Consider the following 16652-nt stretch of genomic DNA (forward strand, 5'->3'; position numbering starts at 1 on the left):
GGCCGAGGTGATCCCCGACCCGCGCCTGATGCGTGATCGTACGCTCAGCGGCGGCCGCTGACCCGCTGCTTCTTGGAACTGATCTCGCCGGTGTTGAAGCCCGCCAGATGCAGTCCGCCGTGGAAGCGGGCGTGCTCGATCTTCACGCAGCGGTCCATCACCACGTCCAGACCCGCACCCTCGGCGAGCGCGGCGGCCTCCTCGTTCCACGAGCCGAGCTGCAGCCACAGCGCCGCGGCGCCGACGTCCACGGCCTCCTGCGCCACGCCCGGCAGGTCGGCGTCCTTGCGGAACACGTCCACCAGGTCGGGGACCACGGGGAGGTCGGCGAGCGAGTCGTAGGCGGGCCTGCCCAGGATGGCCTCGGCCCGGGGATTGACGAAGTACACCTCGTAGGGCGAGCTGGCCAGCAGGTAGGTCGCCACGAAGTAGCTGGCCCGCGTCGGGTTCGCCGAGGCGCCGACGATCGCGATCGAGCGCGCGCGCCGCAGGATGCCGAGCCGCTCCGGGGCCGACGGGCCCTGCCAGGTCCGCTGGGTCTGCTGTGCCGTGTCCGTCATCGCTGCACTCCCGTCGCCGCCGTGATCGCCTGGTCGAGATCCCACAGGATGTCCTCGATGTCCTCGAGGCCCACCGAGATCCGGATCAGGTCCGGACGCACCCCGCCCTCGATCAGCTGCTGCTCGGAGAGCTGCTGGTGGGTGGTCGAGGCCGGGTGGATCACCAGCGTGCGGGCATCGCCGATGTTCGCCAGGTGCGAGGCCAGCTGCAGGTTCTCCATCACCGCCTCACCGGTGGCGCGGGCCGCGGCGGCCTGCTCCGTCTCGCTCGCGAACTCGCCGACCGGCTGCACCCCGAAGGCGAAGACGGCGCCGGGGCCCAGCGGCAGGTACCGCGCGGCCCGCTCATGATGCGGATGCGAGTCGAGCCCGGCCCAGGTCACGTAGGACACGCGCGGATCCGCCTCGAGCCACTGCGCCACCGCCTTCGCCCCGGCGAGGTGGGCGTCCATGCGCTGCGGGAGCGTCTCGACGCCCTGCAGCAGCTGGAAGGCGGCCTGCGCGGACAGCGAGGGGCCGATGTCGCGCAGCTGCTCGGAGCGCAGCTTGGTGAGGAAGCCGTACTCGCCGAAGTTGTCCCACCAGCGGATGTCGCCGTAGGAGGCGACCGGCTCGGTCATCGAGGGGAACTTCCCGCTGCCCCAGTCGAAGCGGCCTGACTCGACGACCACGCCGCCGAGGGTGGTGCCGTGACCGCCCAGGAACTTGGTGGCCGAGTGGATGACGATGTCCGCCCCGTGCTCGAGCGGCCGCACCAGGTAGGGGGTCGCGAGCGTCGCGTCGACCACCAGCGGCACGCCGTGCTCGTGCGCCACCGCGGCGAGGCCCTCGAGGTCGGCGATCTCGCCGGAGGGGTTGCCGATCACCTCGACGTAGAGCACCTTGGTCTCCTCGCGGAAGGCCGCGCGGAAGTCCTCCGGGTCCGAGGAGGCGACGAAGCTGGTCTCCACCCCGAACCGGCGCAGGGTCACGTCGAGCTGGGTGACGGTGCCGCCGTACAGCTGGGCCGAGGAGACCACGTGGTCTCCGGCGCCGACCAGCGCCGCGAAGGTGATGAACTCGGCGCTCATCCCCGAGGCGGTCGCGACCGCGCCGATGCCGCCCTCGAGCGAGGCGATGCGCTCCTCGAAGGCCGCGACGGTCGGGTTGCCGATGCGCGAGTAGATGTTCCCGTACTTCTGCAGCGCGAAGAGGTTCGCCGCGTCGGCCGCGTCGTCGAAGACGAAGGAGGTGGTCTGGTAGATCGGGACCGCCCGGGCACCGTGGACGGCGTCGGGGGTGCCGCCCGCGTGCAGCGCGCGGGTGCGGAAGCCGAAGCTGCGCTCCGGGGCCGACGGAGTCTGCTCGTTCATGCCGCCGCCCCTGCCTTCGCCGGGTGGTCCGCCGGCAGGGTCTCGACGGTCGCGGCCGCGGCCTCCTCGGCGCTGACGCCGGGGGCGACGGGCAGCAGCTCGGTGTTCAGCTCGGTGCCGCGGGCGCGGGCGAGGTCCGCCTCCTTCTCCCGCACGATCGGCAGCACGTCGCGGCCGAAGGCGGCGACCTCCTCCTGGAAATGGAGGTAGCAGGTCAGCATGAGGTTCACACCCACCTTCTTGTACTCGATGATGCGGTCGGCGATCTCCTCGGGGGTGCCGATGAGGCGGGTCTTGAAGCCGTCGTTGTACTGGACGAGGTCCTCGAAGGAGGAGCCGGCCCACATGCCCTTGCCGTCCTTCGTGGAGGCGCCGGCCTCCTGGACGGACTTCTGGAAGCCCTCGACGGCGGGGCGGTGCGCCTTGGCGACGATCTCGCGCAGGGTCTCCTCCGCCTCCTTCCGGGATTCGCGGGCGATGACGAAGCCGTTCAGGCCGAACCTCGGCTGCCGGCCGGCCTGCTGCGCGGAGGCCAGCACCCCCGCGACGTTCTCCTCGTAGCCCTCGAGGGTCCGACCGTTGGAGAAGTACCAGTCGGCGACGCGGCCGGCCGCGCCCTGCGCGGCGGTGGAGTTGCCGCCGAAGAAGATCTCCGGGTGCGGGCGGCCGGGGACGTCGACGGGCCCCGGGTTCAGGGTGAAGTCGTCGATCGAGTAGTAGTCGCCGTCCTGGCTGTAGCCGTTCTCGGTGAGCAGGCCGCGCAGGGCGCGGATGAACTCCTCGGTGCGCACGTAGCGCTCGTCGTGCTCCAGCCAGGGCAGGCCGAACTTGGTGAACTCGTCCTTCAGCCAGCCGGAGACGATGTTGACGGCGGCGCGACCGTCGGAGAGGTGGTCGGCGGTGATCAGCCACTTGGCGAGCACCCCGGGATGCCACATGCCGGGGTGGAAGGCGGCGATCACGCGCAGGCGCTGGGTGGCCGCGAGCAGGGCGAGGGAGAAGGCGGAGGCCTCGTGCTGCCTGTCCGCGCCGTAGCTGGCCGCGTAGCGGGTCTGGGTCAGCGCGTACTCGAAGCCGGAGTTCTCGGCGATCTGGGCGAGGCGCGAGTTGTAGGGCAGCTGCCAGTCGGTGCGCTGCTCGATGGTGGAGACGACGAGGCCGCCGGAGACGTTCGGCACCCAGTAGGCGAACTTCAGCGGGGTCTCGAAGCTCGAGGTGGGGACGGTGGTGGTCATGGGTCCTCCTGGATCGATCGGTCGGTCAGGGTCGTGCGGTGGGCTCTGTCAGCCCGGCGGGGCGACGGCGGGGTCGTGCGCCGCCAGAGCGGTGAGGGCTGCGGCGACGGCGTCGACGGCCTCGGGGTTCTGCAGGGAGGTGATGTCCCCCAGCGGCTGCGGCGCGCGGCCGGCGCGACGGTCTCGCTCGGCGTGGACCAGCTGGGCGAGCAGGCGGCGCATGATCTTGCCGGAGCGGGTCCTCGGCAGATCCGGCACCTCGATCATGTGCTTCGGCCTGGCGATCGGGCCGATCTCGCGGGCCACCCGGGCGCGCAGCGCGGCGGGATCCAGCGCCGCGGAGTCCGGCACCGTCCCGCTCCGCAGCGCCCCGTCTCCGCCGCTCGGCATGACGAACACGGCCACGGCCTGGCCGGTCAGGGCGTCGTCCACCCCGGCGGCGCCGGCTTCGGCGACCGACGGGTCCGCGACCAGGGCGGATTCGATCTCGATGGTGGACAGACGGTGCCCGGAGACGTTCACGACGTCGTCGAGGCGGCCGAGGATCCAGAAGCACCCGTCGGCGTCGACCGTCGCGGAGTCCCCGGCGACGTAGAAGCCGCCGTGCTCGCCGCGGCCGGCGTAGTCCGCCCAGTACGAGTCACGGTAGCGCTCGGGGTCGCCCCACACGGTGCGGGCCATGCCGGGCCAGGGCCGACGGGCCACCAGCGTGCCGGCCACCCCGGGGGGCTGCTCGGCACCGGTCTCGTCGACGACGGCCAGGTCGATGCCGGGCAGCGGCACGGTCGCCGATCCGGGCTTCAGCGTGGTCACGCCCGGCAGCGGGGCGAGCATGGCGGCGCCGGTCTCGGACTGCCACCAGGTGTCGATGATCGGCAGCTCGCCGCGGCCGAAGGTGCGGTGGAACCACGCCCAGGCCTCGGGGTTGATGGCCTCGCCGACGGTGCCCAGCAGCCGCAGCGAGGACAGGTCGTGCCCGGTGGGCAGCTCGTCCCCGAACCAGGACATGAAGGTGCGGATCAGGGTGGGGGCCGTGTAGTAGACGGTGACGCCGTAGCGCTCGATGATCTCCAGGTGCCGCTCGCGGGAGGGTTCGCCCGGGGTGCCCTCGTAGATCACCTGGGTGAGGCCGTTGGAGAGCGGGCCGTAGATCTCGTAGGTGTGGGCGGTGACCCAGGCGAGGTCCGCGGTGCACCAGTGGACGTCGTCGGGCTTCGCGTCGAAGTGCGCCCAGTGCGCCCAGGAGGTGTGGGCGAGGTAGCCGCCCGAGGTGTGGACCAGGCCCTTGGGCTTCCCGGTGGTGCCGGAGGTGTAGATGATGAACAGCGGGTGCTCGGCGTCGAAGGCCTCCGGCACGTGGTCCGCGGAGGCGACGCCGACGCTCTCGTGCCACCACACGTCGCGGCCCTCGGTCCAGGCGATGTCGTCCCCCGTCCGGCGCACCACCAGCACGTGCTCGAGGTGGTCGAGGCCGCAGGCGGCTGTATCGGCGGCGGACTTCACCTCCGCGGCCCGGCCCCGGCGGAACTGCCCGTCGGAGGTGACCAGGAGCTTCGCGCGGGTGTCCTGCAGACGGAAGCGCACCGCCTCGGCGCTGAAGCCGCCGAAGACCAGCGAGTGCACGGCGCCGATCCGGGCGCAGGCCAGCGTGATGACGATGGTCTCGACCAGCACCGGGAGGTAGACGACGACGCGGTCGCCGGGGCCGATCCCGAGGTCGATCAGCGCATTGGCGGCCTGGGACACGCGCCGCTGGAGGTCCGCGTAGGTGACGGACTCGCGGTCGCCTCTCTCGCCCTCGATGTGGAGAGCGACCCGGGCGCCGTTGCCGGCGCGCACGTGACGGTCCACGCAGTTCTCGGCGACGTTCAGCCGGCCGCCGACGAACCAGCGGGCGGCGGGCACGCTCAGCGCGCCGGTCGCGGCATCGGGGGTCGGCGGGTCCCACTCGTGGGCGGTGTGCCACGGGGTGCGCCACTGCAGGCGCCGCGCGGCGTCCTCCCAGAAGGCGATCGGATCGTCCGACGCCGCCCGGTAGATGCTCGCGTCCACGTTCGCCCGCGCGGTGACGGCGGGAGGCGGCGGGTAGGTGCGGGACTCGATCAGGCGGGCCTCGGGGCCGGCGGTGACGCTCATGTCCACCTCCTCAGCAGCTTCTTCTCGGCCAGGCCCAGCAGGGCGTTGCTCACCGAGCCCAGCAGGGCCAGCAGCACGATGGTCAGCAGGATCCGGTCCACGCGGCCGGTGGTCTGGGAATCGTTGAGCAGGAAGCCCAGGCCCATCGAGGAGGCGATCAGCTCGGCGGCGACCAGGAACAGCCAGGCCTGGGCCAGTGCCAGGCGCAGCCCGGAGACGACCGAGGGCACCACGGCGGGCAGCTGGATGGTGCGGAAGAGGGACCAGCCGCGCAGGCCGAAGCAGCGCCCGGCCTCCACCAGGTGGGGGTCGATGTGGCGCAGGGCGGCGGCGACGGTGGTGAACACGGGGAAGAAGGCGCCGATCGCGATCAGCGTGACCTTCGATTCCTCGCCGATCTGCAGCCACAGGATCAGCAGCGGCACCCATGCCAGCGACGGCACCGCACGCAGGGCGGACAGGGTCGGGTTCAGCAGCGCATCGCCCGCCCGCGACAGGCCCACCACCGCGGCGACCGCGAGACCGGCGACGGCCCCGGCCGCGAAGCCGATCAGCACGCGCTGGACGGAGATGGCGATGTGCAGGCCGAGCTCGCCCTGCTCGATCAGCTGCGCCCCGGCGCGGACCACGGCCAGCGGACCGGGCAGGCGGTAGGCGGGGACCAGGCCGGTGGCGGTGGAGACCTGCCAGGCGATCAGGATCAGCAGCGGCAGCACGGCCCCGGCGGCGAGGCGGGCACCGGGGCGCTCCCACACGGCGGCGCGGCGTCCGACGGCCCCGTCCGGCGCGGTGGGCCCCGCCGGTGCGGGAGTGCTCGCCGGCGTGCGGGTCACGTCGGGGTCGAGGGCGGCAGTCACTGCTGCTCCACCGCGGCGTTCGCGAAGTCGGGGTGGACGATCGAGGAGACCGCGTCGGCCAGGGCGTCGGCCCCGCCCGCGACGTCCCCGGAGTCGGCGAGCATCGGGGAGATCGCCTCGAGCACCGCCCGCTGATCGTCGCCCGGAACGCCGCTGACCTCGAGGTTGGAGCGCTGCTGGATCACGGTGGTGGCGATCTCGAGGTCGATCCCGGCCGCGTCGGCCAGCAGCTGCGCGGTGGCGTCGAGGTTCTCCAGCGCCCAGGTGCGGGCCTGCTCATAGGCGTCGACCACCACCTGGGCGACATCGGCGTGGTCCTCGATGAAGTCCTCGGTGGCGTTGAGGAACCCGTAGGTGTTGAAGTCGACGTTGCGGTAGACCAGCTGGTCGCCGGATTCCACCTCGGCGGCGGCCATGATCGGGTCCAGCCCGGCCCAGGCCTGGACGGAGCCGCCGTCCAGCGCGGCCCGTCCGTCGGCGTGCTGGAGCAGCTGGATCGTGACGTCGTCCACGGTGAGGCCGGCCTCGGCCAGGGCCTGGACCAGGAAGAAGTACGGGTCGGTGCCCTTGGTGGCGGCGACGGAGCGGCCGGCGAGGTCGGCCGGGCCGGTGATGTCGCTGTCGGGGCCGACGACCAGCGCCGACCACTCCGGCTGGGAGTAGATGTCGATGACCTTGATCGGGGAGCCGTTGGCGCGGGCCAGCAGCGCGGCCGATCCGGCCGTGGAGGCGACGTCGGCCGATCCCGAGCGCAGCAGCTCGTTGGCCTTGTTGGAGCCGGCCGACTGCACCCACGACACGGTCACCGACTCGCCCAGGGCGGTCTCGAGCAGCTGCTGGTCGCGGATCACCAGGCTGAGCGGGTTGTAGGTGGCCCAGTCGATGGTGAGCTCGCCGGTGGACCACTCCCCCGCGCTGCCGCCGGTGGTCTCGGAGCCCTCGCCGGGCACACAGGCGGCCAGGCCCATCCCGGCCGCGGCCGTCAGTCCCAGGGCGGTGGCGGTGCGGCGGCTGATCCGGTGGGTCATGAGAGGTTCTCCGTGATGGTGGCTGCGGTGGGGGTGGACGCAGTGGGGGTGGCTGCGGTGGGGGTGGACGCAGTGGGGGTGGCTGCGGTGGGGGTGGGCTGGTGGGCCTGCACGCCGAGACCGGCCAGCAGCTCGACGCGGAGGGCGGCCAGGGCGCGGTCGGCGCGGTCGCGGGGGCGGGAGCCGGGCACGTCGACGGTGCGGACGAGGGAGCCCGCGTCGGGGCCGGCCTCACGCAGGGTTCGCAGCAGCAGCACGCGGTCGGCGAGGTAGAGCGCCTCCTCCACGTCGTGGGTGACCACCACGACGGTGGTGGGCTCGGCGGCGTGGATCTCCAGCAGCAGGTCCTGCATGCGCAGGCGGGTCAGGGCGTCCAGGGCGCCGAAGGGCTCGTCCAGCAGGAGCACCTCGGGGCTGCGGGCCAGCGCCCGGGCCAGCGATGTGCGCTGGGCCATGCCGCCCGAGACCTCGCGGGGTCGTTGGGCGGCGGCGTGCTCGAGGCCGACGAGCTGCAGCAGATGCCGCACCCGCTCCCGGCCCTCGCGCTTTCCGGTGCCGCGGGGCAGGCCGAGGGCGACGTTCTGCTCGAGGGTGCGCCAGGGCAGCAGGCGCGGTTCCTGGAAGGCGACCGCGGTGCGCTCGTCGGTGCCGCGGATCGCCGTGGCGCCGATGCGGATCTCGCCGCCGCTGGGCCGGTCCAGGCCGGCGACCAGGCGCAGCAGGGTGGACTTCCCGCAACCGGAGGGGCCGACCACGGCGAGGATCTCCCCCGAGCCGAGCTCCACGTCGAGTCCGCGCAGCACGTCGTGGCGTCCCTGCGGGGAATCGAAGGAGCGGGCGACCTCGTCCAGACGCACGCCGTGCGGGCGCGGAGGCAGCCCTCCGGGGCGCTCCGGGGCGGCGGAGCGCGTGTCGGGGGCGGGCTGCGCAGACACCGTGCTGGTCATGTCGGCATCATTCTGCGGACGAGGCGCTGCACGCCAGCACACCGTCATATGCCGAAACATTCACGGCCAGAAGCACCGCTGTGGCCCGGACGAGGCGAGAGGCAGCTCACAGGAACGTGGATCGGTCCGTCGGCCCGCGGCGTCCGACGACGTGAAGCAGATCCTCCCTACGTGGCGCGGGCCATGCCGGAAGGTCAAACGAACCCCGATTCCGTGACCCACGTCCTCCCAGACGTCAATGCTCAGCAAATCCCGACGCCGGACTCGTTCAAAGCGGTCCTCAGGCCTCGGGGGCGACTCCTACGGTGGATCCCGCATCGCCCGCACCGGCCCTCGCCGCGGGATGCACGGACCACCGATCACAGCTCGATCTCCCCGCACGAGATCGAAAGGAACGATTCGCACCCATGGCACGTCTGAACACTCATCGCGCCGACGGCCGCGCCGTCACCCCCCTCGCCACCAGCCACCGCGCCGCCCGCGGTCTCGGCGGAAGCGCCGTCCTCGGCGCCGTCCTCGTCGGCACGGCCTTCACCGGCGGCTCCGCCGCGATGGCGAACGACCAGGGCCTCGCCGGCGGCGACGAGGCACCCAGCACCACCCAGTCCGCTCCCGCGCAGGAGACCTCCGACGCCGGGCAGGAGACCCTGCGCCAGGGCGACTCCGGCGAGGCCGTCGAGGCGCTGCAGGCCGCGCTCAACGCGGAGGGCGCCGATCTGCCCGAGACCGGGTACTTCGGCTCCATGACGCACGACGCGGTCACGAGCTTCCAGTCCGAGCAGGGCCTGGAGATCGACGGCGTGGTGGGAACCGAGACCCACGGCGCGCTCGACGGGGACTCCTCCGAGTCCGCCGCCCCGGGCGGGACCTCCGCACCGGGCGCGACCTCGGTGCCGACGGCCGACAGCAGCAGCTCGGTCGTCGACGCCGCCCGCTCGGCGATCGGCACCCCGTACTCCTGGGGCGGCGCCTCGATGAGCGGCATGGACTGCTCCGGCCTGGTCGCCTACGCGTACGAGGCCGCCGGCATCGACGTGCCGCGCACCTCCGGCGCACAGGCCGAGCAGGGACGCAGCATCTCCGAGGCCGAGGCCCAGCCCGGCGACCTCGTGACCTACCCGGGCCACGTCGCGATCTACGCCGGCGACGGCAAGATCATCGACGCGTCCGGCTCCCAGCAGGAGGTCGTCGAGCGCGACATCTGGGGCAGCCCGACCGGGTTCGTCACCTACCGCTGATCGATCCCGTCCGGCCCGTCGTGGCCGCACCACCGAGGCCCGGTCCCGCAGCATGCGGGGCCGGGCCTCGTCCGTGCCCGGCGCGGTGGCCACCGCGGCGGCCACCGCGCCGTCAGCCGCGCAGGCGGTGCTCCAGGGACGCCTTCACGCCCGTCCACTCGTCCGCGAGGATCGAGTAGACGACGGTGTGGCGCAGCGTCCCGTCGGGCATGATCCGATGGGCGCGCAGGATGCCGTCCTGCTGGGCGCCGAGGCGCTCCACGGCGCGGCGCGAGGCGATGTTCAGGTGATGGACCCGGAACTCCACGCCGAGGCAGGTGAGCTGTTCGAAGGCGTGGGTCAGCAGCACCAGTTTGGTCGCCGCGTTCAGCCCGGTGCCGTGGGTCGATCCGGCCATGTACGTCGTGCCCAGTTCGAGGCGCCGGTCGCGCAGGGAGAGGTTCAGGAACGTGGTGTGGCCGACGACGCGATCGCTGCCGCGGTCGATCACCGCCCAGGAGACCGTCCTGCCCGCATCGTCCGAGGCGCGCTGGGCCGCGACCGTGTCGGCGACCTGCTCGGGCGAGGGGACATGAGGCGCATAGGGGATCCGCCAGATCTCCCCGTCGGCCACGACCTCGCGCAGACCCTCGACGTGCTGCGGTCCGAGCGGCTCGAGCCGCACCCGATCGTTCTCGAGGACCAACCCGCGGGGCTGGTCCATCGCGCCGGTGGGGACGGAGGCCGTGGTGGGGATCGGGGCGGGGGACGAGGCACTGGTGCTCATCGGTGCTTCTCGATCGCCATCTCGTAGTAGCGCAGCAGATCGTCGGAGGCGTTCTCCCAGGAGAACTTCTCCGCCTCGGCGCGGGCGGCCTCGCGGATGCGTCCGCGCAGCGCGCCGTCCCCGAGCCGGGTCAGCGCCGCATCCAGGCTCGCCTCGTCCCCGGAATCGAACAGCAGCCCGTTCTCCCCATCGGTGACCTGCTCCATCGTCGGCCCCGAGCGGGCGGCGACCACCGGGAGCCCGGAGGCCATGCCCTCGAGGATCACCAGGCCCAGGGTCTCGGTGACCGAGGGGAACACGAAGGCGTCGGAGCTGGCGAAGGCGCTGGCGAGCTCCTCGCCCTCCATGAAGCCGGGGAACAGCGTCGCGGTGCCGGCGAAGTGGCGCTCGAGCTCCGCGCGGTAGGGGCCGTCGCCCACGATCGCCAGGGCCACGTCGTCACGCCGCTCCATCATCGGCCGCAGGGTGTGGATCTCCTTCTCCGCGGCCAGGCGACCCACGAAGACCAGCAGCTTCTTCTCCGGGTGCCCCTGGGTGAGGCGCTCGCGCATGGCCTCCGAGGCGAAGTGGGGGTGGAAGGTCTCGGTGTCCACCCCGCGCCGGACGACGTGCAGGTTGCGCAGCCCCTTCTCGGCGAGCTCCGCGCGCATCGTCTCGGAGGTGGCGATGTTGACGTCGGCCAGCGCGTGGTTGCGCTTGATCTGCCACCACACGGGACGCTTCCCCCAGCGGTAGGCCTTGTACAGGTCCAGGTAGCGCGGGATGTGCGTGTGATAGCTCGCCACCAGCGGGACCCGCTGCCGGTGCGCGGCGAACGCCCCCGAAGAGGCCAGCAGCAGCGGCTGGGCCGCGTGCACCACGTCCGGGTGGAAGCCGCGGACGATGCCGTCGACGGTGGGATTGGGCAGGGTGAAACGGCGATGCTTGTAGAACGGCAGCGTCACCGGACGGATGCCCACCACCCTGGCCCCGTGGTACTCGGACACGCCGAGCTCGGGGGCGATCACCATGACCTCGTGTCCGAGGTCGGTGAACCGGTCGACGGCGTGGCGCAGGCGCGTCACCACGCCGTCGACGGAGGGCACGAAGGTCTCCGTGACGATCGCGATCTTCACGGAAGGGTTCTCACTTCCAGGTGACGGTGGGCATGACCAGCTCGCGCTTGACCCGGTCGGTGTTGTTCATCGCGACCTTGAGGACCTCGGCGAGGTGCTCGTCGGTCAGCAGGTGCGGCTGCAGGCCCAGGTCCAGCAGGTTGGTGTTGACCGCGTTGTAGTAGTGGTCGTACTTCTCCACGCGCGGGTTCTCGGTGGTGGCCAGCTCGACGTCCAGGCCGAGGTCGCGGCCCACCTTCTGCACCTTCTCGGCCAGCTCCTTGACCGAGAACTGCTCGGTGAACTGGTTGTAGACGCGGAACTCGCCGCGATCGGCCGGGTTCTCGCAGGCGATCTCGATGCAGCGCACCGTGTCCTGGATGTCCAGGTAGCCGCGGGTCTGGGAGCCGTTGCCGTAGACGGTGAGGTCATGGCCGATGGCGGCCTGGATGATGAAGCGGTTCATGGCCGTGCCGAACACCGCGTCGTAGTCGAAGCGGTTGACCAGACGGGGGTCGAGTCGGGTCTCGTCGGTCTCCAGACCGTAGACGACGCCCTGGTTGAGGTCCGTGGCGCGGATGCCCCAGATCTTGCAGGCGAACATGATGTTGTCGCTGTCGTGCACCTTGGTGAGGTGGTAGAAGGACCCCGGCTGCTTGGGGAAGGGCAGGCGGTCCGTGCGCCCCTTGTGCTCGACCTCGATCCAGCCCTCCTCGATGTCGATGTTCGGCTGGCCGTACTCGCCCATGGTGCCGAGCTTGACGAGGTGGCAGTCCGGGGCGAAGTCCTTGATCGCCCACAGCACGTTCAGCGTGCCCTCGACGTTGTTGCGGTGGTTCTCGATCGCGTGCTCGCGGTCGATCATCGAGTACGGGGCGGAGCGGTGCTCGGCGAAGTGGACGTACGACTCCGGCTGGACCTCCTGGAAGACCTTCGCGACGGCGTCGTAATCGGTGAGGTCGGCGATCTCGACCGCGATGTCCTTGCCGGAGACCTCCTTCCACGCCGCGACGCGGTCCTGGAGCGAGAGGATCGGGGTCACCGAGTTGCTTCCCAGCTCCTCGTCGATCTCGCGTCGCACCAGGTTGTCCATGATGGTGACGTCATGGCCCTTCTGCGAGAGGTACAGAGCAGTGGGCCAACCGCAGAATCCATCTCCACCGGCGACGACGATCTTCATGGGGTGAGTCCTCTCGAGGGGTCCGGGTACCGGCCTGCGGAGAGTCACCGCATCCGGATCGTGTAGTTTCGTGTGCATCTCACGATAGTGCAGGTCGGGTGCCGCTCAAAGATGAGGAACGCCCGCGTGAACAGCGAAGGAACCCGCCATGACGAACGCCTACGACGACAGCTCGCCGCAGTGCTCGCTCGCGGCGGACGCCACTCTAGCCCGCACGGCTGATACCGCGGTGGCCGCCACGACCGCCGCGACCCCTCGTCCGCTGCCGGACACCGCCACGCGCGTGCTGGTGATGGGCATCGTCAACCGCACCCAGGACTCCTTCTTCGACGAAGGACGCACCTGGGCCCTGGAGACCGCCGTCACCGCAGGCCTCGAGGCCGCTGCGGCGGGCGCCGACATCATCGACGTGGGCGGCGTGAAGTTCGCCCCGGGCGCGCCGCTGCCGGCGACCGAGGAGATCGACCGCGTGGTCCCGGTGCTCCGGGCGCTGCGCCGCGAGCTGCCTGCGCACGTGCTGCTGTCGGTGGACACCTTCCATGCCTCCGTCGCCGCGGCGAGCATCGAGGTGGGGGCGGATCTGATCAACGACACCACCGGGCTGTGGGACCCCGACATGGCCTCGACCGTCGCCCGCACGGGGGCTTCGCTGGTGATCACGCACTCGCTGGCCCACCCTCGGCGGGAGTATCCCCGGCCGCGGTACGAGGACGTCGTCGAGGAGGTGCGGGACTTCCTCGCCGCCCGCCTGGAGCGGGCGCTCGAAGCCGACATCCCGCGCGAGAGGATCGTCCTGGACCCCGGACCGGACCTCAACAAGAACACGCTGCAGACTCTGGAGCTGCTGCGTGACTGGTCCGAGTACACCTCCCTCGGGCTGCCGGTGCTGGCGGCGCTGTCCCGCAAGGACGTGATCGGCGAGTCGCTGGGCCTGGCCAAGGAGGAGCGGCTGGAGGGCTCGCTCGCCGCAGCCGCCTGGGCCATGCACCAGGGCGCCCGCATCCTGCGGGTCCACGACGTCGCCGCCACCGTGCGCATGGTGCGCATGCTCGAGATCCTTGCCGGGTGGCGCGAGCCCGCCGGCCCGCTGATCCACAACATGTGAGCGGTTCAGCGGCGGGCGATGCGCAGGGTCTTGATCTCGAAGAGCCGGAAGGTCAGCCGTGCCGCGCCGTCCTCCGCGCGGCCGACGGCGGACAGGTGGTCCGGCGCGTCGTCGGCGAAGGGTCGCTCGAGCAGGTCCACCACGGTGACCTCTCCCTCGTCCAGCGCCGCATCGAGGCGGACGGTCGCGCGGGAGCGGACCCCCTGCGACTCGTACAGGCGCGCCACGAGATCGCCGGAGCGGTCCTCGGCGAGCTTCACGGTCTCCACCAGCACGCTCGGGGACTGAACGCTGACCAGCGGCTGCGCGACGGCGTCGGCGACGGCGGCGCTCACCCGCCGCTCGGGCAGGTTGATCCGGTAGCCCTCCTCGATGGCCCCGGCGATGCCGGTCCCGGGCCGCACCGCCACCCGCAGCGCGTAGCGGCCGTGGTCGGCGCCGGGGTCCGGGTACTCGGGCGCGCGCACCAGGGTCAGGCGTGTCGTGGTGGTGGTGCCGCCGTCGGACCCGCGCACGGTGCGCAGCACGTCGTGCCCGTAGGTGGAGTCGTTGGCGATCGCGATGCCGTAGCCGCCCTCGGCCAGGTGCACCCAGCGGTGCGCGCAGGTCTCGAACCGGGCGGCGTCCCAGGAGGTGTTCACGGGGATCGGGCGGTCGATGTGGCCGAACTGGATCTCGCTGCTGAGGTGGGGCGCGCGCACGTCCAGGCCGAACGCGAGCTTGAGCACCTTCTTGCGTTCGCGCCAGTCGATGTCGTGGTCGATCTCGAGGGACTCGTCGCCCGGGCGCAGCACGTAGGTCTTCACGATCGTGGACCCGGCCCCGGTGACCCCGGAGGTCGCAGCGCCCTCGTCCTGGGCGGTGGTGTAGGTGAAGGCGACCCGCACCCCGGCCCCCACCTCGCTGACCTCGACATCGGTGGGGGCGTCGAGGTCGCGCACCACGTGGCGGTAGAACTCGTCGATGTCCCAGGCGTCCCAGGCGTTGGGGGTGTCGCGGTGCAGCTGCAGCAGGGCGCCGCGGGAGCCGGGGGCGATGGCGTCGCGTCCGCTGGTGCGGTCCACCAGCGAGGTGATCGCTCCGGAGGCGTCGAGCACGGCGCGCAGCGCGGCGTTCTCGACGGTGATGGTGTCGCCCTCGCGGAACACCACCACCCCCTCGGGACCGGCGCTGACCGTGCCGCCCGCGTAGGCGGGCACCCCGCGGCGCGGCACCGGGGCGGTGTTCAGCAGCACGGGGGGATCGCAGCCGTCGGCCGCCGTCCGGCTCGTCTCCCCCGTGATCTCACCGCGGGTCTCCCCGAGCGCGGCGAGCGCCTCGGCGATGATCGCCTCGGCGCGCTCGGCGGTCGCGGCATGGCCCTGTTCGGCCTCGCGGTGCACCCAGGCGATCGAGGAGCCGGGCAGGATGTCGTGGAACTGACCCAGCAGAGCGTTGCCCCACAGGGCCTCGAGCTCCTCGTGCGGGTATTCGAGATCGGCGCGGATCGCGGCCAGGGAGGCCAGGAACTCGGCCTCGTGCAGCACGTGCTCGCTGCGTCGGTTGCCCTGCTTGGTGCCGAGCTGCGCGGAATAGGTGCCGCGGTGCAGCTCGAGGTACAGCTCGCCGTTGAACACCGGAGGGTTCTCGTACTCGTCCCGGGCCCGTTCGAAGAAGTCCTCGGCGGTGCCGAACTCGACCTTCGGGGACCCCTCGAGATCGGCGGCTCGGCGCCCGGCGGCCATCATCTCGCGGGTCGGTCCGCCGCCGCCCTCGCCCCAGCCGAACAGGTCCAGGCCGATCGAGGAGCGCCCCTTCTCCTTGAAGTTGCGCTCGAAGTGGGCCAGCTCCTCGCCCGAGAGCATCCCGTTGTAGGTGTCGGCAGGTGGGAAGTGGGTGAACACGCTGGTGCCGTCGATGCCCTCCCAGCGGAAGGTGTGGTGGGGAAAGGTGTTGACCTGGTTCCAGGAGACCTTCTGGGTCAGGAAGAACTCCTGACCGGCCAGGGCCGCGATCTGCGGCAGGGCGGCGGAGTAGCCGAAGGAATCCGGCAGCCAGGTCTCGCGCGTCTCGACCCCGAAGTTCTCCAGGAAGAACCGCTTGCCGGCGATGAACTGGCGGGCCATCGCCTCGGAGCCGGGCATGTTGGTATCGGACTCGACCCACATGCCGCCCACCGGCACGAAGCGGCCGTCGGCGACGTGGCCCCGGATCCGCTCGAACAGCTCCGGGTAGTGGTCCTTCAGCCAGGCGTACTGCTGCGCGGAGGAGGCGGAGAAGGTGACATCGGGGTCGTTCTCGATCAGCGTGGCGGCGTTGGAGAAGGTGCGGGCCACCTTGCGGACGGTCTCCCGCACCGGCCACAGCCAGGCCGAGTCGATATGGGCGTGCCCCGTGGCCAGCACGGTGAGCGCGGAGCGGTTGGCCGGGCGCTGAAGGGCCGGGCGCAGCACCTCCCGGGCGGCCTCGGCGGTGCCGGGCATGTCGTCGGGATCGGCGACGTCGCAGGCGGTCTCCAGGGCGCGCAGGATCTCGTGGCGGCGCGCGCTGGTCGCGGGCAGCTCGAGCATCAGTCCGCCCAGCGCCCGGAAATCCTCGGCGAGCTCCCAGATCCGCACGTCGCGGCGGGCGAGGTGGAGCTCCCGGATCGAGTACAGCTCCTCGTCGGGAATGGTGGCGAGATCGCCGAGCGGGGTGGGTTCGAAGGTCCATCCGCCGGCGACCAGCGGGTTCGCGGCGCATTCGAGGTAGACGTCCAGCTCCTCGCCCGGGGTGACGGGGAGATAGCGGTTGCAGGGGTTGATGGCCTTCAGCGGCACCCCGTCGGGGGTGAACACCAGCGCCTCGGCCTGGAAGCCGGGCTGGCCGGTGAAGGCGAGGTCGACCAGCAGCTCCGGGGCGGAGGACTCATCGAGCGCCCAGTCGGCGGGGACGGTGCCGGTCACGTGCAGCCAGGTGGTGGACCAGGGACGCCCCAGCGGCGCTCCCACCTCGAGCTCTGCATACTGCGCGGCGCGCTCGATGATCGCCTCCCGGGGCGGGATCGGCTCCCCGGGGACCCGGTGCGCGGTGATGCGCACCGGGGCCGTCTCCTGGTAGATCCGCGGGACCAGGTGGTCCTGGGTGAAGCGGCGGATCCGGGACTCGGTCAGTTCCCTGTCATCGAACATCTGGG

At 71.8% G+C, this 16652-nt stretch carries 13 protein-coding genes; 2 read left to right on the plus strand and 11 right to left on the minus strand.

Going from position 1 to position 16652, the window contains the following annotated elements:
* Positions 1-44: 44 nt before the first annotated feature.
* Genes JOF44_RS09135 through JOF44_RS09165 form a run of 7 tightly spaced genes read right to left on the minus strand, consistent with a single transcriptional unit; the run spans position 45 to position 8115 of the window.
* Positions 45-560 carry a CoA-binding protein gene (locus tag JOF44_RS09135; RefSeq protein ID WP_209890029.1) on the minus strand — a complete coding sequence of 172 codons (516 nt, stop codon included), beginning with the start codon at positions 558-560 and terminating at the stop codon, positions 45-47.
* Entirely contained in the window at positions 557-1912 is a 1356-nt protein-coding gene (locus tag JOF44_RS09140) for an O-acetylhomoserine aminocarboxypropyltransferase/cysteine synthase family protein (RefSeq protein ID WP_209890032.1), read from the minus strand. The genes JOF44_RS09135 and JOF44_RS09140 overlap by 4 nt, the downstream gene beginning before the upstream one ends.
* On the minus strand, positions 1909-3147 hold the full coding sequence (gene sfnG, locus JOF44_RS09145) for a dimethylsulfone monooxygenase SfnG (protein ID WP_209890035.1): 1239 nt from the start codon (positions 3145-3147) through the stop codon (positions 1909-1911). The genes JOF44_RS09140 and sfnG overlap by 4 nt, the downstream gene beginning before the upstream one ends.
* Positions 3148-3195: 48 nt before the next feature.
* A complete protein-coding gene (gene acs / locus JOF44_RS09150) occupies positions 3196-5283 on the minus strand; it encodes an acetate--CoA ligase (protein ID WP_209890038.1) in 2088 nt (695 codons plus the stop codon).
* A complete protein-coding gene (locus JOF44_RS09155; protein ID WP_342591735.1) occupies positions 5280-6140 on the minus strand; it encodes an ABC transporter permease in 861 nt (286 codons plus the stop codon). The genes acs and JOF44_RS09155 overlap by 4 nt, the downstream gene beginning before the upstream one ends.
* Positions 6137-7168, minus strand: coding sequence for an aliphatic sulfonate ABC transporter substrate-binding protein (locus JOF44_RS09160; protein ID WP_209890041.1), 1032 nt, complete (start codon positions 7166-7168; stop codon positions 6137-6139). The genes JOF44_RS09155 and JOF44_RS09160 overlap by 4 nt, the downstream gene beginning before the upstream one ends.
* Positions 7165-8115: an ABC transporter ATP-binding protein gene (locus JOF44_RS09165; protein WP_209890044.1), complete on the minus strand. Its 951-nt coding sequence runs from the start codon at positions 8113-8115 to the stop codon at positions 7165-7167. The genes JOF44_RS09160 and JOF44_RS09165 overlap by 4 nt, the downstream gene beginning before the upstream one ends.
* Positions 8116-8522: 407 nt before the next feature.
* Between JOF44_RS09165 and JOF44_RS09170 the strand changes: the two genes are divergently transcribed.
* The gene (locus JOF44_RS09170) at positions 8523-9353 is read left to right on the plus strand and encodes a C40 family peptidase (protein ID WP_209890047.1); all 831 of its coding nucleotides are present in this window, start codon (positions 8523-8525) and stop codon (positions 9351-9353) included.
* A 112-nt stretch (positions 9354-9465) separates the two neighbouring features.
* On the opposite strand, the gene JOF44_RS09175 is transcribed toward JOF44_RS09170, so the two are convergent.
* Genes JOF44_RS09175 through JOF44_RS09185 form a run of 3 tightly spaced genes read right to left on the minus strand, consistent with a single transcriptional unit; the run spans position 9466 to position 12393 of the window.
* Positions 9466-10119 carry a GNAT family N-acetyltransferase gene (locus tag JOF44_RS09175; RefSeq protein ID WP_209890050.1) on the minus strand — a complete coding sequence of 218 codons (654 nt, stop codon included), beginning with the start codon at positions 10117-10119 and terminating at the stop codon, positions 9466-9468.
* The gene (locus JOF44_RS21135; RefSeq protein WP_209890053.1) at positions 10116-11234 is read right to left on the minus strand and encodes a glycosyltransferase family 4 protein; all 1119 of its coding nucleotides are present in this window, start codon (positions 11232-11234) and stop codon (positions 10116-10118) included. The genes JOF44_RS09175 and JOF44_RS21135 overlap by 4 nt, the downstream gene beginning before the upstream one ends.
* 10 nt (positions 11235-11244) lie before the next feature.
* On the minus strand, positions 11245-12393 hold the full coding sequence (locus JOF44_RS09185) for an NAD-dependent epimerase/dehydratase family protein (RefSeq protein ID WP_209890056.1): 1149 nt from the start codon (positions 12391-12393) through the stop codon (positions 11245-11247).
* A 148-nt stretch (positions 12394-12541) separates the two neighbouring features.
* Between JOF44_RS09185 and folP the strand changes: the two genes are divergently transcribed.
* A complete protein-coding gene (gene folP / locus JOF44_RS09190; RefSeq protein WP_209890059.1) occupies positions 12542-13498 on the plus strand; it encodes a dihydropteroate synthase in 957 nt (318 codons plus the stop codon).
* 5 nt (positions 13499-13503) lie between these two features.
* Here folP and JOF44_RS09195 read toward each other — a convergent pair whose 3' ends face one another.
* A complete protein-coding gene (locus JOF44_RS09195) occupies positions 13504-16647 on the minus strand; it encodes an alpha-mannosidase (RefSeq protein WP_209890062.1) in 3144 nt (1047 codons plus the stop codon).
* Positions 16648-16652: the final 5 nt, after the last annotated feature.

This window comes from Brachybacterium fresconis, from assembly GCF_017876515.1.
Classification (GTDB): Bacteria; Actinomycetota; Actinomycetes; order Actinomycetales; family Dermabacteraceae; genus Brachybacterium; species Brachybacterium fresconis.

What these genes read in the sequence shown, in the direction of transcription:
- folP (WP_209890059.1), top strand. Translation starts at nt 12,542, where the DNA reads ATGACGAACGCCTACGACGACAGCTCGCCGCAGTGCTCGCTCGCGGCG.
- JOF44_RS09170 (WP_209890047.1), top strand. Translation starts at nt 8,523, where the DNA reads ATGGCACGTCTGAACACTCATCGCGCCGACGGCCGCGCCGTCACCCCC.
- JOF44_RS09175 (WP_209890050.1), bottom strand. Translation starts at nt 10,119, where the DNA reads ATGAGCACCAGTGCCTCGTCCCCCGCCCCGATCCCCACCACGGCCTCC.
- JOF44_RS09185 (WP_209890056.1), bottom strand. Translation starts at nt 12,393, where the DNA reads ATGAAGATCGTCGTCGCCGGTGGAGATGGATTCTGCGGTTGGCCCACT.
- JOF44_RS09135 (WP_209890029.1), bottom strand. Translation starts at nt 560, where the DNA reads ATGACGGACACGGCACAGCAGACCCAGCGGACCTGGCAGGGCCCGTCG.
- JOF44_RS09160 (WP_209890041.1), bottom strand. Translation starts at nt 7,168, where the DNA reads ATGACCCACCGGATCAGCCGCCGCACCGCCACCGCCCTGGGACTGACG.
- sfnG (WP_209890035.1), bottom strand. Translation starts at nt 3,147, where the DNA reads ATGACCACCACCGTCCCCACCTCGAGCTTCGAGACCCCGCTGAAGTTC.
- JOF44_RS09140 (WP_209890032.1), bottom strand. Translation starts at nt 1,912, where the DNA reads ATGAACGAGCAGACTCCGTCGGCCCCGGAGCGCAGCTTCGGCTTCCGC.
- JOF44_RS09165 (WP_209890044.1), bottom strand. Translation starts at nt 8,115, where the DNA reads ATGACCAGCACGGTGTCTGCGCAGCCCGCCCCCGACACGCGCTCCGCC.
- acs (WP_209890038.1), bottom strand. Translation starts at nt 5,283, where the DNA reads ATGAGCGTCACCGCCGGCCCCGAGGCCCGCCTGATCGAGTCCCGCACC.
- JOF44_RS09195 (WP_209890062.1), bottom strand. Translation starts at nt 16,647, where the DNA reads ATGTTCGATGACAGGGAACTGACCGAGTCCCGGATCCGCCGCTTCACC.